The following is a 20,362-nucleotide window of genomic DNA, read 5'->3' as shown; positions in this document are numbered from 1 at the left end:
GGGCAGTGTTTCACCTGCGAAGGTTTTAGATTGCGGGGCTGTTACAAGAACTTCTCGAACGTAAATGGTGCATATCACCCTTGTTACGGATATGTTTCGTCAGTTCCACTTTCCCCACGTTCCCACTACCCAGAGGACCCCGACACCATGACCGCAAGCCCCAAATCCCCCGCCGATCAAGGAGCGAGGGCCGCGAAGGCTGAAATGCCACGGGACATCAAGGTGATGTTGGCGGCAGCGTTCCTGATTGCACTGGGTTTTGGCCTCGTGGCGCCCGTGCTCCCCCAGTTCGCTACGACTTTCGACGTCGGAGCAACGGCAGCCGCGGTGATCGTGAGTATTTTCGCCTTCATGCGCTTGGTGTTCGCCCCGGCCGGAGGTGCCCTGATGGGCCGCTTCGGCGAACGTCCCGTGTACATTGCGGGGTTGCTGATTGTGGCGGCGTCCACGGCAGCCTGCGCCTTCGCCCAGAACTATTGGCAATTGCTGGTCTTCCGGGGCCTTGGCGGAGCTGGTTCTGTGATGTTCACGGTGGCAGCGATGGGCCTGTTGATCAGGCTTGCCCCTCCGGAAGCCCGTGGACGGGTGTCCGGCGCGTACGCCTCCGCCTTCCTGATCGGCAGCGTCCTTGGCCCCGTGGTTGGTGGACTGTTGGCCGGGTTCGGCCTGCGCGTCCCGTTCCTCGCGTACGCCGCAGCCCTGGTCCTGGCGGCCTTGGTTGTACGCACGCAGCTGACGGGCAGTTCAAAGGCAGCGAGACAAGGTGGCGCGGCGGGGCCGGCAATGCACATGAAGGAGGCCCTGGGCGATTCTGCCTACCGGGCCGCCTTGTTCTCCAGTTTCAGCAACGGCTGGGCGACCTTCGGCGTGCGCATGGCCACTGTGCCATTGTTCGCGGTGGTCGTCCTGGCCGGAGGATCGGCCTCGGCGGGTTGGGCGCTGGCCGTGTTTGCCGGGGGAAACGCGCTGGCGCTGACCTTCTCCGGCCGTATGGCCGACAGTTACGGCCGCAAACCCATGATGCTGCTTGGCTTGGTCGTCACCGGCCTGGCCACGGCCACCATCGGGTTGACCGGCAATCTTCCCGCGTTTTTAGCGGCGTCTGCCGCGGCCGGCTTCGGCTCCGGCTTGCTGAACCCGGCCCAGCAGGCCGCCGTCGGGGACATCATCGGTCGTGGCCGCTCCGGTGGCAAGGTGCTGGCCGTCTTCCAGATGGCCTCCGACGCCGGAGCGATCGTGGGCCCAGTCCTGGTTGGCCTCCTGGCCGATGGACTTGGCTACGGGTGGGCTTTCGGCGCGACCGGCGGCATCCTCCTGCTCGCCGCCGTCGGCTGGTCCGTGGCACGCGAGCCGATGCAACGCGGCCCGGAACGCATCGACTCACCCAAGTAGCTCGCAGTTGATGTCGTTCTGAGGGCTCAAAACGACATTAACTGCGAGCTAGTTGGGTGGGATGCGGCTAGTTCAGCAGGGCGTCGACGAACGCTTCGGCCTCGAACGGCGCGAGGTCGTCCGGTCCTTCGCCGAGGCCAACGAGCTTTACCGGTACGCCGAGGGCCTTTTGGATCGCGACGACGATCCCACCCTTGGCGGTGCCGTCCAGCTTCGTGAGCACGATTCCCGTGATGTTGACCACTTCGGAAAAGACCTTGGCCTGGTTCAGGCCGTTCTGGCCGGTGGTCGCATCCAGAACCAGAAGGACTTCGTCCACTTCGGCCAGTTTCTCGATGACGCGCTTGACCTTGCTGAGCTCGTCCATGAGGCCGACCTTGTTTTGGAGGCGCCCGGCGGTGTCGATCATGACGACATCCACTTCCTGCTCAATACCGGACTTGACGGCTTCATAAGCGACAGAGGCGGGGTCTGCGCCGTCGATGTGCGACCTGACGGTTGCGACGCCGACTCGCTGGCCCCATGTGGCAAGCTGCTCTGCAGCTGCCGCGCGGAAGGTATCGGCCGCGCCCAGCAGGACGTCCTTGTCTTCGGCGACGAGAACGCGCGCCAGCTTGCCTACGGTGGTGGTCTTGCCGACCCCGTTGACGCCGACGACGATCATGATGGCCGGGTGGCCTCCCTTGCGTTCCACGTTCAAGCTGCGGTCCATCGTGGGGTCCACGAGCTTGATGAGTTCCTCGCGCAGGAGGGCCTTGACGTGTTCGGGATCACGGGCGCCCAAGACCTTTACGCGTTCACGCAGGGCATCCACGAGCTGCATGGTGGGCTCGGTGCCGAGGTCGGCAAGGAGCAGTGTTTCCTCGACTTCGTCCCAGACGTTTTCGTCGATCTTGTCGCTCGAAAGCAGGGCCAGGAGCCCCTTGCCCAAAATGCTGTTGGACTTGACGAGCCGCGCCCGAAGCCGGTTGAGGCGGCCCTCCACCGGCGCAGGGGTCTCCACCTGGATAAGTTCCAGTCCCGCGGCGTCGTCCGGAACGTCGGCCTCCGGTACAGCAAGGTCGGCGGGTTCGACGAGGTTGCCGGGCTCCGTGCGATCCGGCGCCGTCCCGGGGGCGTCGTCGACGATCGTTCCGCCGCCTGCCGACGCCTTGTCAGCGGCATCGTTGGCGTCGCGCGTTCCAGCGTAAGTCGAAGAGGACTTCCGCGCCTTGAGCAAGACAGGAATCAGCCCTCCGACCACCACGATGGCAGCGACAATGGACAAAATAATGGGGAGGAGATCGTTCACTCCCCTAGCTTCTCACAAAGCTAGACCTCGGCACCGAGCCTCTGGCTGATGACGGTGGACACGCCGTCGCCCCGCATTGTCACTCCGTAGAGGGCGTCCGCGACTTCCATGGTCCGCTTCTGGTGCGTAATGACAATCAGCTGGCTGGACTCGCGCAGCTCTTCGAAAATCGTGATGAGCCTGCCAAGGTTCGTATCGTCCAACGCAGCTTCCACTTCATCCATGACGTAGAACGGCGAAGGCCGCGCCTTGAAAATCGCCACGAGCAACGCGACAGCTGTCAGCGACCGTTCGCCACCGGAAAGCAAGGACAATCGCTTGATCTTCTTCCCGGCAGGCCTGGCCTCGACCTCGATGCCGGTGGTCAGCATGTCATCGGGGTCCGTCAGCACCAGTTTGCCCTCCCCGCCGGGGAAGAGCCGCGCAAAGACGTGGTCGAACTGCTTGGAGGTATCGGCGAAGGCTTCAGCAAAGACCTGCTGGACGCGGTTGTCCACTTCCTTGATGATGTCCAAAAGGTCCTTACGACTGGATTTGAGGTCTTCCAGCTGCGTGCTCAGGAATTGGTGGCGTTCCTCAAGCGCGGCGAATTCCTCAAGCGCCAAGGGGTTCACCTTGCCAAGGGCTGCGAGGTCCCGTTCGGCCTTGCGGAGCCGTTTCTCCTGCTCGGCGCGGACAAAGGGAACACCCTCAACGATGGCGTTTCCGTCCTCGTCCACCGGCGCGCGGAGTTCGGCCCACTTGTCCACGGTGGCGGCGGGCACCGGAACGGGCTGCTCCGGACCGAAGTCGGCCACGAGTTGTTCCGCTGACAGGCCGAGCTCCTCAATGGCGCGGGTTTCCAAGGCTTCAATCCTGAGCCTTTGCTGGGCTCGAGCGAGTTCGTCGCGATGTACCGAGTCCGTCAGTCCGGCCAGCTCCTGGGCCAACGTCTCATTACTGCTCCGGACATCCGTGAGTTCCTTTTCGCGCTGCTCCCGGACCGCCTCGGCGAGGTCGCGGTCGCGGGCCGCCAGGTCCACTGAAACGTCAACGAATCGTACGGTCTGTTCGACGGCGGAAGCGACTGCGGAGGCCCGCTCCGCTTGGGCTTTGCGGCGCATGGCCCGGCGCGCAGCCTCCTCGCGTGCCCGCCGCTCGCTGGCGGCGGCCCGTTCGAGGGATGCGGCCCGGTTGCTGGTTGCGGCGAGCTGTTCTTCGGCACTCCGCAACCCCAGTCTGACCTCCATCTCCCGGGACCGGGCTTCGCTGGCAGCCCTGGACAAGGCATCGCGGTGCTCCGTGGAAGGCTCTTCCTCCTGGGGGGCTTCTTGCGCCGCGGCCAGCCGTTCCGCCGCAAGCTCAAGGGATTCCTCTGCCACGGCGATGTTCAGTTCGGCCTTGGCCAGGGACTCCGCCATTCGATCGCTTTCCGCGACGGCGCTGCGCAACTGGGAATTCAGGTGGCCAAGCCGTTCCGCGACCGCAGCTAGGCGGGCATCCGAGTCGTGAAGTTTGTCCAGCGCCGCGTTCGCCCGCTCCTGGGCATCGGCCCGGCGTGCTTCGGCTCCGGCCAGGGCGAACTTGCCTCGTTCAAGGCGGGTGGTGAGCTCCAGGAGGCGGGTGTCGGCATCGTCCACTGCGGCTTGAACCTCAAGGAGCGACGGCGCCGTCGCGGATCCACCGTCCACCGTCAGGGCCCTGAAGACGTCGCCTTCGAGGGTCACTGCGGTAAGCCCCGGGTTGCCGGCAACGAGGCTTGCCGCCGCGTGCAAGTCATCGACGACGGCGGTAAGCGCCAGGAGGTTCATCGCGCCACTGGCTTCGGTGGCGTCAGTCGCCACCAACTCGGCAGCCCAGCGCGCACCGCCAGGCAGCGTCGGCCATTCCTGCGGGCCAAGCTCCGGCCCCGCGGAGGGTACCGCGCCTGCCACCAAGAGCGAGGCGCGTCCGGCGTCGGCGTCCTTCAACAGCTGCATCGCGGCGACGGCTCCCGCGCCGTCGGCCACCACGACGGCGTCGGAGGCACTGCCAAGTGCAGCGGCCACGGCAGTCTCATACCCGGGCTCCACCGTCAGGAGGGAAGCCAGCGAACCCAGGACTCCGGGGTGGTCCGAGGACAGAAGCCGCGAAGATCCATCCTTGCGGTTGAGTCCAAGCTGCAAAGCATCGCGGCGGGCGGTGAGCGCATCGCGTTCGCGGACTTCATCGCGTTCGGCAGCTTTCAACGCTTCAATCCCGGCGTTGATCTCGTCAAGAAGGGCGGTGGCGTCCTCGTATTCGGCGTCGAGGCTTTCTTCGCCGTCTTCAACGCCTGCCACTTGCGACTCGAGCGCCGTAAACTCACTTTGCGCGTGGCGACGGCGTTCCTCGCCGGCTGACAGCGAGTCCCTGAGCCTGCCCCGCTCAGCCTCGGCTGCCTCGGCACGGGAGCGTGCGGCAGCCAATTGACCTACGAGTTTCGCGAGGCCTTCACGGCGATCAGCCGCTGCCCGCAACACGGCTGTCAGGCGTTTGTCCTCCGCCGCGGCCAGGTTCTCGGCTTCCTGCTTGGCCGCCGTGGCCTCAAGCAGGCCTGCTTGCTTCGCCAGGATGTCGTGCTCCAGGGCCACCTGTTCCTGCCGGACCCGGGCGGCCTGCCGGTCCAGATGGTCCGGGTCGCGGCCTGAATCCGGGGCAGCATCGGAGGCACCGAGGAGGCGGCGGCGCTCGGTAGCGAGGGATCCCAGGGCGCGAAGCCGGTCCCTGGTTGCAGACAACTGGTACCAGTTGTCCCTGGCCGCGTTGAGCCTGGGTGTGGCCTCAGCCGCGAGTTGCTCAAGACGGATCTGGCGTTGACGGCCTGCGCCGAGCTCCGCTTCAACTACCTCGCGGCGCTCCTTCAGCGCAGCTTCGTCGGCGACATCCTTCTCCAATGCCCGGGTGAGCTGGACGAGATCATCCGCCAACAGCCTGGACTTGGCGTCACGAACGTCGAACTGAACGGTCTGGGCGCGGCGGGCGACCTCGGCCTGTTTGCCCAGCGGCGTGAGTTGGCGGCGGATTTCTGCCGTCAGGTCGCCAAGGCGTTGCAGGTTCGCCTGCATGGCTTCCAGCTTGCGGACAGTCTTTTCCTTACGACGCCGGTGCTTGAGGATGCCTGCGGCTTCTTCAATGAATCCCCTGCGGTCCTCGGGGGTGGCATGCAGGACACGGTCCAACTGCCCCTGCCCCACGATCACATGCATCTCCCGGCCAAGGCCTGAATCCGAGAGCAGTTCCTGGATGTCCAGGAGGCGGCATGGCGAGCCGTTGATGGCATACTCGGATCCGCCGGTCCGGAACAGCGTGCGGGAAATGGTGACTTCGCTGTATTCGATCGGCAGGGCGCCGTCGGCGTTGTCAATCGTCAGCGCAACGTGCGCGCGGCCCAGGGGCGGCCGCCCCGATGTTCCGGCAAAGATGACATCTTCCATTTTGCCGCCGCGCAGGGTCTTGGCACCTTGTTCGCCCATGACCCAGGCCAGCGCGTCAACCACATTGGACTTGCCCGAACCGTTGGGGCCGACAACGGCGGTGACGCCCGGCTCGAAGTCGAACGTCGTGGCCGACGCGAACGACTTGAATCCCCGGACAGTCAAACTTTTCAGATGCAAGGTGTTTCGGATCTCCTGAGTGGCTGATTTCCCGTTCTCAATCTACTGCCCGACGGCGGAAATCCCCGGATTTGCGGGGCACACCGGCGAATCCGTGCTACCAGCGGCCGTTGCGCGGCTTCGGCTGGCAGACTGGGCAAGTGTACGAGGAGCGGTTCATGAATTGCTCGCGCTTGATCACACCCGGAAGTCCAACGGCGGAACAGCGCCTGCACGGCTCGCCCGCCCGGCCATAGGCATCCAATGACCGGGCAAAGTATCCCGAAGCTCCGTTGACATTGACGTAAAGCGAATCAAAGCTCGTCCCACCTGCGGCGAGGGCGTCGCTCATGACTTCCTTCGCGGCATTGACGAGCCTCACGGCATCTGCCCGCTTGAGGGTGTCCGTCGGCTTGGCGTAGTGGAGTTTGGCCCGCCAGAGGGCTTCATCGGCGTAGATGTTGCCTATGCCGGAGATGACGCCCTGATCCAACAGGGCACGCTTGAGCCCGGTCTTGCGGGCTTTGACTTTGCGGTAGAACTCGTCAAATGAAAAGTGCGGGTCGAGCGGATCGCGGGCGATGTGGGAGGCTTCTTCGGCAATTTCCGGAAGGGGCGTCTCGCCCTGGCCGCCGGGACCGCCGTCGGGGGTCGGTACAAGGGAAGTGACAAACAGTCCGCCGAAGATCCGCTGGTCCACAAACCGCAGCTGCTCGGGCATGCCGTCGGAACGGCTGAGACGGAGACGGACTTTGAGGTGCTTCTCATCGGGAACCTCAGGGTCCTGCATGAGGAGCTGCCCGCTCATGCCAAGGTGCGCCATCAGCGCGACCCCGGGCCGTTTCTCGCCGGACAATGCCTCGCCCGGCACCTCGGCGGCGGTGCCCCCAGAGCTGCGTGGTTCCTCGGTTCGCAGGGGCATCCACAGGAACTTACCCCGGCGGACGACGTCCAAAACCGTGGAGTTCTCAAGGTTGCCGATAAAGTCTTCCGTGCCCAACGCGTGGCGGCGGATGGAGCGGGGGTCCAAGACGTCCACGGACGTGATGGTCCGGCCGCGCACCCAACGTGCCAGGCCGCGGCGGACCACTTCGACTTCGGGCAGTTCCGGCATGGGGACTCAGGCGCTGTGCGCAGGATCAGCTGGAGCGTCGGCTTTGCTGTTCAGCGTGACTTTGCTGTTCAGGGTGCGCCACGCATCTGCGGCGGCTTCCTGCTCGGCTTCCTTTTTGGAGTGGCCCGCGCCTTTGCCGTAGGCGGTGCCGCTTATCTGGAGCACTGCCTCAAAGGTGCGCGCGTGGTCCGGACCGGAGCCTTCGACGGCATAGTAGATGGATCCGAGCTGCCGGCTCGCGGCAAGCTCCTGCATGCTGGTCTTCCAATCGGTGCCTGCCCCAAGGGCTGCGGCATCCTTCAGCAACGGACCAACGAGCCGCATGACCAACTGCCGGGCGGTCTCAATGTCGTTGGAAAGGTAGGTGGCGCCAATGAGCGCTTCCATGGTGTCCGCAAGAATTGAGGACTTGTTCTTACCGTCGGTGAGTCTTTCGCCCTGCCCGAGGTAGATGAATTCGCCGATGCCGAGATCCCTGCCGATACCTGCCAGGGCGCGGGTGCTGACGACGGCGGAGCGTCGCTTCGCGAGTTCGCCTTCCGGGAGTGCCGGGTTGTCGCGGTACAGCGAATCGGTCACGGAGAAGCCCAAGATGGAGTCGCCCAGGAATTCGAGGCGCTCATTGGTGGGAATCCCGCCATTTTCATACGCGTATGAACGATGTGTCAGAGCAAGACGAAGCGTCTCGGCGTCAATAGAGACACCGAGACGCTTCAGAAGCTCTTCAGTTGAAGACATCCTTGTCAGCCTTGTGGCGGATTTAGACGTCAGCGACCTTGCGGCCCTTGTATTCAAGGAACAGCGCAGTCCCGGCAGAGTCGGTAACGACCTTTGCCTGGTGCGGCAGGCTGTAAACAACCTGTCCGTTTTCGATGGTCTTGACCAGGTTGGGGGCAGTTGCCTTCCACTGGGCACGGCGGGCGCGTGTATTTGCGCGAGACATTTTCCGCTTGGGAACAGCCACGGCTATCTCATTTCTCTTTTAGTCAACACTTACTAATCAGTTTGCCGGTCGGTCTTAGCCAGTTCAGCTAGGGCAGCCCAGCGAGGATCCAGGTCCTCGTGGTGGTGCCCCGGCTCGTCTTCCAGACGCACTCCGCATATTGAGCAAAGGCCCTGGCAGTCTTCCCGGCACACCGGCTGGAACGGCAGCATGGTTACAACCGCGTCCCGCAACACCGGTTCAAGATCGATTAGATCGTGCTCGACTCGACGTTGCTCTTCATCGTCTTCTTCGTCCGAAAGCTCGACGCCCTCATAGAAGAAAAGTTCTTGCACATTGACCTCAAGGTCATACGCAAGGGGATCCAGGCATCGTCCGCATTCGCCCTTGACTTCAGCGAACACGGTTCCAGATACCAGAATTCCTTCGTGTACGGCCTCAAGCCTCAGGTCGAGCTCGATATCCGAGCCTTCCTGAACGCCAATGAGTGCCACGCCAAGATCACCTGGCGCGGGTACATGTTCCGTGAGCGTCCGCATGCTTCCTGGACTACGTCCGAGGTCCTTGACGTCCAGCGTCAAAGGCGAACTTGCATCTCGCTTAATGAGAACTCCTGTAGAACATATGACCGACGTACCATCTTAGCCTGAACGCATGAACGGACTCAAACCGGGTCAATTGCAACGCGTTCTGCCCGAGGTACCGATCCAGCTTACCCGCTGCGGGGCTACTCCGCTGCCGACTCGCCAGCCAGGAGCCTCTTGAGCACCGACTTAGGCACGAAATCGGAGACATCGCCGCCCAGGAGGGAGATCTCCTTGATAAGCGTGGACGACAAATGCAGGTAATGGGCCTCCGCCGGGAGAAAGACAGTCTCGACGCCGGACAGTTGGCGGTTCATGGTGGCCATGGGAAGTTCGTAGTCAAAATCCGAGGACGAGCGCAGGCCCTTCACGATCGCCGAAATTCCCCGGTGCCTGCAGTATTCGGCCAGCAGTCCCTCACCCATGGGCTCCACGATGATGCCCCGCAAGGAAGCAAGGGTCTGCCGAGCCATGTCCATGCGCTCTTCCAGGCTGAAGCGGTACTTCTTCGTGTAGTTGGTGGACACCGCGACGACGACTTCATCGAACAAGCCGGCGGCCCTTGCGATGACTTCCAAATGTCCGTTGTGGATGGGGTCGAAGGAGCCAGGGCACACTGCGCGTCTCATGGTTCGAACCTACCCCATCCGGGGCCGCAGGCACTATGGCGATACCATGGCTGAAACGGCGGGCCGGACGAGCCGGAAGCCAGCACCCAGGAAGGCAACCCCACAGTGACGAGCCCGGCCTCCCTCAGCGAGAACACCTCCGTCGCCCCTTGGCAACGTGCCGCCAGCGGCGCCAACCTGCTTTCGGCCGACGGCAGCCTCGGAGTGACCATCTTCGAAGAAATGACCACCCTGGCAGTATCCACCGGCGCCATCAACCTGGGCCAAGGATTCCCGGACGAGGACGGGCCCGCGGAAATCAAGGCAGCAGCGCAAGCAGCCATCACGGCGGGAGCCAACCAGTACGCACCGGGCAAAGGCATCCCTGAACTTCGCGAGGCCATCGCCACACACCAGGAACGCTTCTACGGGCTGACCCCGGACCCGCAGACCGAGGTCATTGTGACCACCGGGGCCACTGAAGCCATCGCCGCGTCACTGCTCGCATTCATCGAACCCGGCGACGAGGTCCTGACCTTCGAGCCCTTCTATGACTCTTACGGCGCCATTATCGGACTCGCCGGCGCCAAGCATGTGACCGCTCCGTTGCTGGCGCCGGGCTTCCTTCCGGACGTGGATGCCATGGAATCGGCATTCAGTGAGCGCACCAAGGTTGTGCTCCTCAACAACCCGCACAATCCCACTGGCGCGGTCTTCCCGCGCGAGGTGCTGGAACGCGTCGTCGAACTCGCCCGGAAATACGATGCCGTGATCCTCAGCGATGAAGTCTACGAGCACCTCACCTTTGGAGTGAAGCACCTTCCGATCGCCAGCATCCCCGGAGCCGCCGAACGAAGCGTCACGATTTCCTCGGCCGGCAAGACGTTCTCGTTCACCGGCTGGAAGATCGGCTGGCTCAGCGGACCTGCCCACCTTGTGGCAGCGATCCGCACAGTCAAACAATTCCTCAGCTACAGTTCCGGCACCCCCTTCCAAAGTGCGATCGCCGTAGGCCTGGCCCTGCCCGATGAGTTCTACACCGGCATCGCGTCCACCCTCCAGCACAAGCGGGACATCCTGGCTGAGGGGCTGCGGGCCGCCGGCTTCGGCGTCTTCACGCCACAGGGAACATACTTCATCAACGTGGACACCGCGCCCCTCGGCATCAGCGACTCCGTGGACCTGGCACGAAGGCTGCCAGGGCTCGTAGGAGTGGCTGCCATCCCCGTTCCGGTGTTTTGCCATCCGGAAGGCGCGGAAAGGACGCGCAGCCTTCTTCGATTCGCGTTCTGCAAAAAGACCGAAGTATTGGAAGAAGCGGCCGCCAGGCTTGCCACCCTGCGGGACAAGCTCTGACTGTGCCTACCGGTCAAAATCACGAGGGACGGCGTTTCCTGCGGACCACCGGCCAACATGCCGCGATCGAAGCCGACGCGCTGATTGACTGTGCCTACATCCTGCGCATCGGCGACGCCGAGCAATCACACGTCAATCTCGCGGAACCCGCGGAAATCTTCTACGAATACCTGCGCCGGATCGGCCATGTGGTGGATCTGCTCGCGCCAAGCGGGAAAGCCATCACAGCCCTTCATCTCGGCGCGGGGGCGTTGACCCTGGCCCGATACATCGAGGCGACGAGGCCCGGCTCGGAACAGTACGCCGTCGAGCTCGAGCGTGAATTGCTCGACTTCGTGCTGCAGAAGTTGCCCATGCCGGACGGCACCCGCTTGGAAACGCATATCGGCGACGCACGCGAAACCCTCGCCGAGCTGCCCGCGGAACTCGAGTTCGACGTCGTGATCCTGGACATCTTCTCCGGTCCCGAGGCTCCGGCACATATTGCCTGCCAGGAGTTCTATGAAGAAGCCGCGGCGCGACTCAGGTCCGATGGGGTGCTCATCGTCAATGTCGGAGACGAAGCGGCCCTGACCCTGGTGCGCAGCCAGGTCTCCGCGATGCGCCGGGCGATGCCCGACGTCGCCGCCTTCGCCGAGAGCGGCATGTTCGCCGGCCGCTACCCCGGCAACATCATCCTCGTGGGGACCCGCTGGCCGTGGCCAGCGGACTGGACAGCGGAACTCCTGGCCCGGGGGCCGCATCCGGCGGCCGTACTGAGCGGAGTGGAGCTGGACCGGATCTCGGGCTAGCGCCGCCTTTCGAGCTAGCGCCGCATCTCCGGCTGGGGCCGTTCTACACGGGTTCGGCGAACCAGAGCTTGGTTTCGCCGTACTTCTTGTCGGCAAACCGTTCGAGGGTGTCCGGCCAGTCCGGTTCAGGGGACCGTGAGGAACGCTCGACGACAACCACGGCGCCTTCATCCAGGTGGAAGGCAAGCTTGGCGAGGACAGCCTTGAGGGAAGGCTCATCCAAAGGGTACGGCGGATCCAGGAACACCAGGTCCCAGAGAACGTCATCCGCCGCGCGTTCCAGGAAGGACTCCACTTTGGAACGATGGACGGAGGCGATCCTGCGTCCCAGCACCTGGTTGGCCATGTCTGCGTTTCGCTGGCAGACCTCGGATGCACGTGCATCGAATTCCACGAGTTCGGCCGAGCGTGCGCCCCGGCTGGCACTTTCGATGCCGAGCGAACCCGAACCCGCATAAAGATCCAAAACCCGGGCATCGTCGATGGCGTCGAGGGCCTCGAGCCGCGAGAACAAGGCCTCCTTGACGCGGTCCGTCGTGGGCCTGGTGGCGTTTCCCGGGACGCTGACCAGCGGATTGCCGCCGACCACGCCGGCAATGATCCGGCTCACCGGCCAACTCCCGGGGCGGCGCACACAGGCGTGCCTTCAGGCGTGGATTCCTTAGCCGCGTTCAAGGAACGCCTCCTTTTCGGGGTTCAGATATTCGTCAATTGCCGCGGCCAGGGCCTGTTGGCCCTGCAGCAGGGGGTCGTCCGCCACGAGCCACTGGGCATCGGTGCGGGCACGGGCGATCACGTCCTCATGCTCCAGGACCCGCAACAGCTTAAGGGTGGAGCGCCCACCGGATTGCGAGGCGCCCAGGATGTCCCCTTCACGGCGCAGCTTGAGGTCTTCTTGGGAAAGCTCGAAGCCGTCAGTAGTGGAAGCAACGGCGTCAAGGCGCCTGCGGCTTGGATGACCCGGCTCGAGCGTCGTGACCAGCAGGCACGTGCCTGGAAGACCGCCGCGGCCCACCCTCCCGCGCAGCTGGTGGAGTTGCGAAATTCCGAAGCGGTCAGCATCAAGGATCACCATCAGCGTGGCGTTATGGACGTCCACCCCCACCTCGATGACCGTGGTGGATACCAGCAACTGGGTCTGGTTGGCAGTGAACGAGGCCATGGTTTCGGACTTGAGTACCGGATCCTGCCGACCGTGAAGGGGCTCCACCCGGACGCCCCTCAGGGCGGGCTCCTGACTGAGGGTTTCGACGACGGCGGTTACCGAAGCGAGCTCGCGCGCGGGGCCCTCTTCCGAAAGTTCGGCGTCGCTTGGTTCCGCTTCGCCCGGGCTGAAGTCGCCGTCGTCGTCTTCTCCGATCTTGGGACACACGACGTACACCTGGTGGCCGGCGTCGATCTCTTCCCGCGAGCGTTTCCAGATCCTGGCCGCCCAGCCCGGGTTTTCGGCGAGCCCTACGACGTGGGTGGAGATGGGCGCCCGGCCTGCGGGGAGTTCGTCCAGCACGGACGTTTCGAGGTCGCCGAAGACGGTCATGGCAACGGTGCGCGGAATCGGAGTGGCGGTCATCACCAAGAGGTGCGGCGGCCTGTTGGCCTTGGCACGTAGGGCGTCGCGCTGTTCCACCCCGAAGCGGTGCTGTTCATCCACCACGATCAGCCCCAGGTCCTGGAACGAGGTTTTGTCACTCAGCAGGGCGTGGGTGCCGATCACAATGCCGGCGTTGCCCGAGGCCGCGTCCAGCATCGCTTGCTTGCGGGCAGCCGTCGGCATGGAGCCTGTCAGCAGGGCGAGCTGGACGGACACGGGGCCACTTCCAGGGTCGCCGTCCAACAATCCGGCTCCGCCCAGCATCCCGGCACCTCCGAACAAACCGTCGCGGGCCAGCGGGCCCAGGGTCCTCCGGATGGAATCGAAATGCTGTGCCGCGAGGACCTCCGTGGGTGCAAGAAGTGCCGCCTGTCCGCCGGCATCCACCACTTGCAGCATGGCCCGCAAGGCCACGATCGTCTTTCCGGAACCAACCTCGCCCTGCAGCAGGCGGTTCATCGGCGAGTCCTGTGCCAGCTCGTGGGAAAGCGTCTTTCCGACGGCGGCCTGGCCGGCAGTCAGCGTGAACGGCAGCTGCCGGTCAAAGGAAGCAAGGAACCCTTCGGGCAGGGGCCGGCGCGCGGTGGCCTCTTCGGCAGCCAACTGGGCCCGGCGCCGCGCCAGCGCAGTCTGTAGAACCAGGGCTTCCTGGTAGCGGAACCGGTCACGGGCACGCTGCCAGTCGGCCGCCGTTTCCGGCGAATGGATCAGCCGGTACGCCTCCCCTACCCCCAGGAATTTCTCCCGGGACGCGATTTCGGAAGGTAGCGGATCCTCGATGCTGTCCACATCGATGGTGTCCAGCAACGTGGTGATGACCTTGTGGATGGACCAACTGGTGAGCTTCGCGGTGGCCGGGTACACGGGGATGGGCATGGCTGCCAGTTTTTCCGGATCGACGGAACCGGCCAGTTCCGGGTCCTCGTCAAGCAGCATGAAGTCCGGATTGGTCATGCCCAGGGATCCGCCGTAGCGGCTGACCTTGCCGGAGAACATCACTCGGCGCCCCGGCTGAAGCTCACTGCGGGCACGGAAGCCGTTGAAGAAACTGATCTTCAAGGTTCCGGGAATCTGTTCACCGCTGGCCTCGTCCGTGACCACGACGTCGGTCAACGATCCGCGCCTTGCACGCATTTGCCGGGTGGAGTTGGACAGCACCCTGGCGATGAGGGTGGCCTCTTCATCCAACGGCAGTTTACTGATGGGCGTCAGCTCCCCGCGGCTCAGGTAACGGCGGGGAAAGTAGTTCAGCAGCTCCCCCACAGTGTCCAGGCCAAGGTGCTTCTCGATAACGGAGGCGGAGCGTTTGCCGATCCTGCGCTCGAGGGGAAGCTGAAGCTCAGTATTCATGCCCGTGCTGGCCTGCCGGAAGGCCTGGGTCGCGCGGCATCGACAGCTGGCTGACGGAGATGTCGGTGGGGTCGCCGAGTGAGCGGATGACAGCCACGGCGGGTTCGGCTTCCGGAACATGGACATGCACGCGCCAGCGGTAGCTGGCTTCTGCGGCGTCCTCGTCGTCATCGTCGTCGTCCCCGGCGTCATTCCGGCTGCCCACTTGGCTCGCACTGCCCGCCTGGATCGCGCTGCCCACCTGGCTCATGATGACGGAGTCGCCGAGTTCGTCCAACCGCTGACGGAGCGTGGCGGCGGCCAGCGGTGAAAGGCTGATGGTGCACATGACCTCGACGCCGTCGTCGTCAGGCATTCCGGCGTGGATGTGCGGATCCTGCAGGTCATAGCCGTGCAGCCCGTCCAAGAGCTCATCCTGGAGTTCTTCGCCGAGCACAGCCGAACGCAGGCAGTCCAGGATCAACAACATTCCAACCCCGCCCGCGTCCACAACATGGGCGGCGTGTAACGGGGCAAGTTGGTCCTCGGTTTGCACCACTGCATCCAGCGCGGCATTGACGGCGGCATCAAGGGCCAGGCCCAGCGCTTGGTTGCTGTCGTCGCCGTTGTGCGCAGTATCGCATTCGCCCGCTGCCCTGGCGGCAGCTTCGAGAACAGAGAGCATGGTGCCCGGTACCGGCTCGCTCAAGGCCGACCATGCCCGGATCTGGGCCCGGTTCAGGGCGGTGGCAAGCAGGGGCGCACTAAGGCGCGTGTGCCCGGCCAGCGGTTCAGCTAGTGCGCACAAAAAGACGGCAAAGAGTGTTCCGGAGTTACCCCGGGCCTGCTCCATGGCAGCCTGACCTGCCGCGGCCAGAACGGCACCGACGTCGTTCACCGGTTCATCTGCGGTGGAACCGCCAGCGAATGCCGCCGCAGCGGAGCGGACAGTGAGGTAGAGGTTGGTGCCGGTGTCGCCATCTGCCACCGGGAAGATGTTGATGGCGTTGAGGCGGTCGCTGTGGTTCCCGAGCGTCGTCTCCGCTTTGCCCAGCCACCGCTTCATGGCGTGCGTATTGGCGGCAATCTTAGTCTGCAAAGTGATCCCATCCCACGGTGTCAGCGGGCATTCCCGCTATCCGGACGCCGCTGTGCTGTCCTTCGGCAACGGCCTGGATCGAGCCTATCGCAGTGAAGCCGGAAGGTAGCTGAACATTTGCTGGAAATGTCGCCAACAGGCCATGGTCTTCTCCACCCCCCAGGATCCAGTCCATGGGATCGCGGCCAAGAGGAGCCGAGGCAGCTTCCAAGGGAGTGGCGAGGGCCTTGAGCGCGATGGGGTCGAGGTCGAGTACGACGCCGCTGGCTTCGGCGAGGCGGGCGCCGTCGCGCAAAAGCCCATCGGAGACATCCATCATGGCCGTTGCCCCAGCCTTGGCACCCTGCGGTCCGGCGGCAAGGGGCGGCAGCGGCCGGCACTGGCTGTCCATGAGTCCGCGCTGGGCAGGCTTCAGCGTGCCTACGGGGATCGTGCTTTCAAGCAGGGCCAGGCCGGCTGCGGCTCGGCCAACAGTTCCGGCAAGGGCCAAGGTGTCTCCGGGACGTGCCCCGGAGCGCAAGACAGCAGGGAGGCCGTGCATTGTCCCGACGACGGCGACGGTCACCGCGATTTCGCGGCCACGGCCCAGGTCTCCCCCGGCAACTGAACAATCTACAGCCCCCAAGCCGACGATGCCGGCCGTCAGGCCATCCGCGAAGTCCTCAACCCACTGCACCGGAGTACCAGGCGGCATGGTCAAGCTGACGACGAGGGACACCGCGGTGCCACCCATCGCGTTGATGTCGCTGAGATTCTGGGCCGCCGATTTCCAACCGACGTCATACCCCGTAGTCCGGTATCCGTTGTTCCATTCCAGGCGAAAGTCCTGATCCTGGGTCTGGGTGTCAATGGAAATGAGGGTCCGGCCATCCGGGGCGGCTACGACGGCGGCGTCGTCCCCTGGCCCGAGCAGCACGCTGCTGCTGTGGTGCAGGCGCGGAAAGATGCGCGCGAGGAGCTCGCCTTCGGAGAGCTCGCCGACAGTCTGTTGTTCTATGGACACAGCTCTACGCTATCGCGAACCGCCGACAACAAAGGGCTGTCCCGTGGCCCCCGCTTCCCGATCCTCTGATTGCCGCAGCCGCGATAGGCTTGATCAATGCAACAAACGAAAGCCGCTGTGTACGTTCGCGCCCTCTGTTCATTGACAGCCGCGGCGGTTTCGGTCCTTTCCCTTGCAGCCTGCTCTCCCGTCGTCGACGTCCAGCCCGCGGCTGATGCCCCCAATGCCGCCTGCGCGCCCATGATGGTGTCGCTCCCGGACACCATCGGCAACGCCGCCCTGCGGAAGACCAACAGCCAGGCCACGGCGGCATGGGGCGACCCGTCGGTGTTGATCTTGCGTTGCGGCGTCAACGTGCCCGGCCCCACCACGGACCGCTGCGTCACCGTCAACGACGTCGACTGGGTCATCAAGGAAGGCGACCCGGTATGGACCCTCACCACGTACGGTCGCGAGCCAGCCACCGAAATCCTCATGGACCCGAACAAGATCAGTTCCGCCACGGTCCTTGCCGATCTGGCACCCGCCGCAGCGAAAATCAAGGCCGTACGCAAGTGCATCGGTCAGCCTGAGCTGTTGCAAAACCTGCCCACGAGCACCCCTGGCAAGTAGCGAACACAGCCCGGGCCGGCTTTCAGCCCAGGCAGGCTATCAGCGCCAGCCGGTTTTCAGCGCAAGCCGGTTTTCCGGTTGAGGGCCAGGTAGATGAGCTCGTCGATCAACTCTGCGTAGCCCAGTCCGGAAGCCGCCCACATTTGCGGATACATGCTCTTCGGGGTGAATCCGGGCATCGTGTTGATCTCGTTGATGATGAGTTCGCCGTCCGGAGTGTAGAAAAAGTCCACGCGGCTGAGGCCTTCGGCCCCGACAGCATCGAATGCCGCCGCAGCGAGCTCACGGACGCGGGCAATGGCCTCATCCGGAATATCGGCCGGGCAGCTAAGGGCTGCGGCGCCGTCCTCCACATATTTGGCGTTGAAGTCGTAGAACTCGTGGTCGCCTGAAGCGACGGCGATTTCCCCCGGCATGGAGGTTCGCGGGGCCGCAGTGCCACGTCCTTCAAGGACGGCACACTCGATTTCGCGGCCGACAATGCCTGCCTCGATCACCAGCTTGAGGTCATGCCGACGAGCTTCTTCGATAGCGGCGTCCAAATCATCCATCGAATCCACTTTGGAAATTCCCATCGAGGAACCGGCGCGGGCGGGCTTCACGAAGACCGGAAAGCCTAGGCGGTCCACGCGCTTGCGCACGGCTTCGGCATCGTTGATCCATTCACGGTCAGTGACGGCGACATACGGTCCCACCGCAAGCCCGGCGGCCTCGAAAACGACCTTCATGAAATGCTTGTCCATGCCGACGGCGGATGCCAGGACTCCGGCTCCCACGTAGCGGGTGTCCGAAAGCTCCAAGAGACCCTGGACAGTGCCGTCTTCGCCCCAAGGGCCGTGCAGGAGCGGAAACACAACGTCCACGGAGCCCAGTTCCTCAGGCACCGTGTTCGGGGCCGTGACGATCAATTGGTGGGCTCCACCCACCTCAGCGAGGGTTACGGTCTTCCCCGAAGGCGAAACCTCAGGCAAGGCAGAGGCGCTCAGCGACCACTGGCTGATGTCAGCGGAGGGGATCACCCACTGGCCCGACTTGGCTATCCCGATGGGGACGACGTCGTACTTGCCCTTGTCGATAGCGCCCATGACGCCGGCCGCCGTCACGCAGCTGACCGCGTGCTCGCTGGACCGGCCACCAAAGAGCACGGCGACGCGAGGCCGCCGATGTTCGGCCGGCTTCGCGGACTCGGCAGTTCCAGCAGTCAAGGATTCTTCGGTCACAGTCAGTAATCGCCTTCGGACTTCAGGGAGCGGGCCAGGAGTCTGGGCCCAAGTTCATCAACGGATAGTTTGCCTTCAAGGACGGCTACCACGGCCGCGGTGATCGGCATGTCGACACCGAGTTTTCCGGCTAGTTCGTAGACAGCGTACCCGGATTTGATGCCTTCCGCCGTCTGCGTCATGCGCTCGGTGACCTGTTCAAGGGTCAAGCCTTCGCCGAGCAACCGCCCCGCCGTGTGGTTCCGGGACAGGGGCGAAGAACAGGTAGCCACGAGGTCTCCCAGTCCAGCAAGGCCTGCCATCGTGCGCGCCTCGCCACCCAACGCAAGGGCCAGCCGCGACGTCTCCGCGAGGCCGCGCGTGATCACCGACGCCTTGGTGTTGTCGCCCATTTGCTTGCCTTCACAGATACCCACGGCAAGGGCAATCACGTTTTTCACGATTCCCCCGATTTCGACGCCGACCACGTCGTTGCTCGTGTACGGGCGGAAGTATGGTGCGGTGCAGTAGAGCGCGAACGATGCAGCCGTAGCTTCGTCGCTGCATGCCACCACGGAAGCCGTCGGTTCCTGGCGCGCGATCTCCATTGCCAGGTTGGGTCCCGAAACAACGGCCACCCGTTCCTGCGGAATGTCGAGTTCCTCGGAAATGACCTGGCTCATGCGGGAATCCGTACCGAGTTCAAGGCCCTTCATGAGGGAAACGACCACGGCGCCAGGGGCCACGAGTGGTTTCCATTTGCGTAGTTGAAGCCGAAGCGACTGCGCCGGCACGGCCAGAATCACGATTCCGGCGCCCGCAAGAACCTCGGCCACATCTGTTGAGGCCGTGATGGAATCGGGCAGCGCAATGTCCTTCAAGTACTGGGCGTTCCGGTGCTCGGTGTTGATCTGGGCAACCACTTCGTCGCGCCGGCCCCAAATGCGGATGGTGCGCTCCGCGCCAGTGGCTATTGCCGCATCCGCCAGGACCTTTGCGAACGTCGTACCCCAGGATCCCGCGCCAAGCACGGCGACAACGCCCGTGTCGGCTATGAGTTCTTCCCCGGAGGTCACTTCTGTCCGTCCGTCCCATTGGTGCCCGACGCTTCTTCAGTCGCTTGGAAGCGGCCGTGCTTCGACTGGTTGTGGGCGGCAGGGTCCCAGCGTTCCTTGGGCGGTTCTTCCCCGCGCAAGGTAGCAACAAGCTCAGTGATGGCGACCATGATGATGTCCGTAGCCTCAACCAGCGTGGCCCGGTCCAGTGGCCGGCCGTGGAAAGCGCTGAGGTCCACGGGATCGCCTACCAGGATGCGGGAGGTCTTCCGGGGGAAGACATGCAGGCGTTTCGCGTACCGGGGGAACACCTCATGGGCGCCCCAATGGGCAATGGGAACCACTGGTACGCCGGTCTGGATTGCCAGGCGCGCAGCGCCCGTGTGGCCCTTCATCGGCCACAAATCCGGGTCGCGCGTCAGGGTGCCCTCCGGATAGATGATGATGGCGCCGCCGGCATCCACCACTTCCTGGGCGGCTTGCAACGAGCGGTTCGCCCCCGTCGTCGAGCGCTCCACTGGAATCTGGTTCGTGGCGCGCAACAGGCTGCCCAGGACGGGGGCCTTGAAGAGGCCCGCTTTCGCGAGGAAATGAGGTGGACGCTTCATGTTGTAGAGCATGTGCCCCACGACGACGGGATCGATCTCTGTGCAGTGGTTCGGGGCCGCAATGAAGCCACCCGCGGGGAGCTTTTCGGTCCCCTCCCACTTCTTTGCCATGAGGATGTTCATGAGGGGTCGCGCAACTCCCGCAAGAACAGCGAACATGGCGCGGCTCTGGGCCGATTCCTTCAAGGTGTCCC

Annotated in this window: 18 protein-coding genes; 4 read left to right on the top strand and 14 right to left on the bottom strand. The window is 64.1% G+C overall.

The features are described from left to right. The first annotated feature begins 147 nt into the window (after positions 1 to 147). Positions 148 to 1,392 carry an MFS transporter gene (locus tag NFJ07_RS03975; RefSeq protein ID WP_269992636.1) on the top strand — a complete coding sequence of 415 codons (1,245 nt, stop codon included), beginning with the start codon at positions 148 to 150 and terminating at the stop codon, positions 1,390 to 1,392. Positions 1,393 to 1,459: 67 nt separating this feature from the next. Here NFJ07_RS03975 and ftsY read toward each other — a convergent pair whose 3' ends face one another. From ftsY to coaD, 7 genes are all read right to left on the bottom strand, one after another. Next, positions 1,460 to 2,683, bottom strand: a complete 1,224-nt coding sequence (gene ftsY / locus NFJ07_RS03970) for a signal recognition particle-docking protein FtsY (protein WP_269992634.1) — start codon at positions 2,681 to 2,683, stop codon at positions 1,460 to 1,462. Positions 2,684 to 2,703: 20 nt separating this feature from the next. Beyond that, positions 2,704 to 6,297, bottom strand: a complete 3,594-nt coding sequence (gene smc, locus NFJ07_RS03965) for a chromosome segregation protein SMC (protein ID WP_269992633.1) — start codon at positions 6,295 to 6,297, stop codon at positions 2,704 to 2,706. Between the two features lie 97 nt (positions 6,298 to 6,394). Then, positions 6,395 to 7,390: a bifunctional DNA-formamidopyrimidine glycosylase/DNA-(apurinic or apyrimidinic site) lyase gene (gene mutM / locus NFJ07_RS03960; protein ID WP_269992632.1), complete on the bottom strand. Its 996-nt coding sequence runs from the start codon at positions 7,388 to 7,390 to the stop codon at positions 6,395 to 6,397. A 6-nt stretch (positions 7,391 to 7,396) separates the two neighbouring features. Then, entirely contained in the window at positions 7,397 to 8,128 is a 732-nt protein-coding gene (gene rnc, locus NFJ07_RS03955; RefSeq protein ID WP_269992631.1) for a ribonuclease III, read from the bottom strand. A gap of 22 nt (positions 8,129 to 8,150) precedes the next feature. After that, positions 8,151 to 8,354 carry a 50S ribosomal protein L32 gene (rpmF, locus tag NFJ07_RS03950; RefSeq protein WP_028264646.1) on the bottom strand — a complete coding sequence of 68 codons (204 nt, stop codon included), beginning with the start codon at positions 8,352 to 8,354 and terminating at the stop codon, positions 8,151 to 8,153. A gap of 32 nt (positions 8,355 to 8,386) precedes the next feature. Beyond that, complete coding sequence (locus NFJ07_RS03945; RefSeq protein ID WP_269992630.1) at positions 8,387 to 8,914, bottom strand: YceD family protein; 528 nt, start codon at positions 8,912 to 8,914, stop codon at positions 8,387 to 8,389. Positions 8,915 to 9,060: 146 nt separating this feature from the next. Beyond that, on the bottom strand, positions 9,061 to 9,546 hold the full coding sequence (coaD, locus tag NFJ07_RS03940) for a pantetheine-phosphate adenylyltransferase (protein ID WP_269992628.1): 486 nt from the start codon (positions 9,544 to 9,546) through the stop codon (positions 9,061 to 9,063). Between the two features lie 105 nt (positions 9,547 to 9,651). Between coaD and NFJ07_RS03935 the strand changes: the two genes are divergently transcribed. Together NFJ07_RS03935 and NFJ07_RS03930 are read left to right on the top strand one after the other, a co-directional pair. Further along, positions 9,652 to 10,881, top strand: coding sequence for an aminotransferase class I/II-fold pyridoxal phosphate-dependent enzyme (locus NFJ07_RS03935; protein ID WP_269992627.1), 1,230 nt, complete (start codon positions 9,652 to 9,654; stop codon positions 10,879 to 10,881). 2 nt (positions 10,882 to 10,883) lie between these two features. Next, on the top strand, positions 10,884 to 11,672 hold the full coding sequence (locus NFJ07_RS03930) for a spermidine synthase (protein ID WP_269992626.1): 789 nt from the start codon (positions 10,884 to 10,886) through the stop codon (positions 11,670 to 11,672). Between the two features lie 43 nt (positions 11,673 to 11,715). Here NFJ07_RS03930 and rsmD read toward each other — a convergent pair whose 3' ends face one another. The 4 genes from rsmD to thiL are packed head-to-tail and all read right to left on the bottom strand — an operon-like array spanning position 11,716 to position 16,694. After that, positions 11,716 to 12,282 carry a 16S rRNA (guanine(966)-N(2))-methyltransferase RsmD gene (gene rsmD / locus NFJ07_RS03925; RefSeq protein ID WP_269992625.1) on the bottom strand — a complete coding sequence of 189 codons (567 nt, stop codon included), beginning with the start codon at positions 12,280 to 12,282 and terminating at the stop codon, positions 11,716 to 11,718. A gap of 51 nt (positions 12,283 to 12,333) precedes the next feature. Beyond that, positions 12,334 to 14,613: an ATP-dependent DNA helicase RecG gene (locus tag NFJ07_RS03920; protein ID WP_269992623.1), complete on the bottom strand. Its 2,280-nt coding sequence runs from the start codon at positions 14,611 to 14,613 to the stop codon at positions 12,334 to 12,336. Beyond that, entirely contained in the window at positions 14,603 to 15,658 is a 1,056-nt protein-coding gene (locus NFJ07_RS03915) for a DAK2 domain-containing protein (protein ID WP_269992683.1), read from the bottom strand. The genes NFJ07_RS03920 and NFJ07_RS03915 overlap by 11 nt, the downstream gene beginning before the upstream one ends. Positions 15,659 to 15,680: 22 nt before the next feature. Further along, entirely contained in the window at positions 15,681 to 16,694 is a 1,014-nt protein-coding gene (thiL, locus tag NFJ07_RS03910) for a thiamine-phosphate kinase (protein ID WP_269992621.1), read from the bottom strand. A gap of 96 nt (positions 16,695 to 16,790) precedes the next feature. Between thiL and NFJ07_RS03905 the strand changes: the two genes are divergently transcribed. Then, positions 16,791 to 17,306, top strand: coding sequence for a DUF3515 family protein (locus tag NFJ07_RS03905; protein WP_269992620.1), 516 nt, complete (start codon positions 16,791 to 16,793; stop codon positions 17,304 to 17,306). A 56-nt stretch (positions 17,307 to 17,362) separates the two neighbouring features. On the opposite strand, the gene NFJ07_RS03900 is transcribed toward NFJ07_RS03905, so the two are convergent. The 3 genes from NFJ07_RS03900 to NFJ07_RS03890 are packed head-to-tail and all read right to left on the bottom strand — an operon-like array spanning position 17,363 to position 20,354. Beyond that, complete coding sequence (locus tag NFJ07_RS03900) at positions 17,363 to 18,511, bottom strand: D-alanine--D-alanine ligase family protein (protein WP_442865282.1); 1,149 nt, start codon at positions 18,509 to 18,511, stop codon at positions 17,363 to 17,365. A 17-nt stretch (positions 18,512 to 18,528) separates the two neighbouring features. After that, complete coding sequence (locus NFJ07_RS03895; RefSeq protein WP_269992617.1) at positions 18,529 to 19,581, bottom strand: NAD(P)H-dependent glycerol-3-phosphate dehydrogenase; 1,053 nt, start codon at positions 19,579 to 19,581, stop codon at positions 18,529 to 18,531. After that, a complete protein-coding gene (locus tag NFJ07_RS03890; protein WP_269992616.1) occupies positions 19,578 to 20,354 on the bottom strand; it encodes a lysophospholipid acyltransferase family protein in 777 nt (258 codons plus the stop codon). The genes NFJ07_RS03895 and NFJ07_RS03890 overlap by 4 nt, the downstream gene beginning before the upstream one ends. Positions 20,355 to 20,362 lie beyond the last annotated feature (8 nt).

The organism is Arthrobacter sp. B2a2-09 (assembly GCF_027587375.1).
GTDB lineage: Bacteria > Actinomycetota > Actinomycetes > Actinomycetales > Micrococcaceae > Arthrobacter.
This window is presented reverse-complemented; position numbering and strand designations above follow the sequence as displayed.

What these genes read in the sequence shown, in the direction of transcription:
- NFJ07_RS03915 (WP_269992683.1), bottom strand. Translation starts at nt 15,658, where the DNA reads ATGAAGCGGTGGCTGGGCAAAGCGGAGACGACGCTCGGGAACCACAGC.
- NFJ07_RS03905 (WP_269992620.1), top strand. Translation starts at nt 16,791, where the DNA reads ATGCAACAAACGAAAGCCGCTGTGTACGTTCGCGCCCTCTGTTCATTG.
- rnc (WP_269992631.1), bottom strand. Translation starts at nt 8,128, where the DNA reads ATGTCTTCAACTGAAGAGCTTCTGAAGCGTCTCGGTGTCTCTATTGAC.
- NFJ07_RS03975 (WP_269992636.1), top strand. Translation starts at nt 148, where the DNA reads ATGACCGCAAGCCCCAAATCCCCCGCCGATCAAGGAGCGAGGGCCGCG.
- mutM (WP_269992632.1), bottom strand. Translation starts at nt 7,390, where the DNA reads ATGCCGGAACTGCCCGAAGTCGAAGTGGTCCGCCGCGGCCTGGCACGT.
- NFJ07_RS03920 (WP_269992623.1), bottom strand. Translation starts at nt 14,613, where the DNA reads ATGAATACTGAGCTTCAGCTTCCCCTCGAGCGCAGGATCGGCAAACGC.
- coaD (WP_269992628.1), bottom strand. Translation starts at nt 9,546, where the DNA reads ATGAGACGCGCAGTGTGCCCTGGCTCCTTCGACCCCATCCACAACGGA.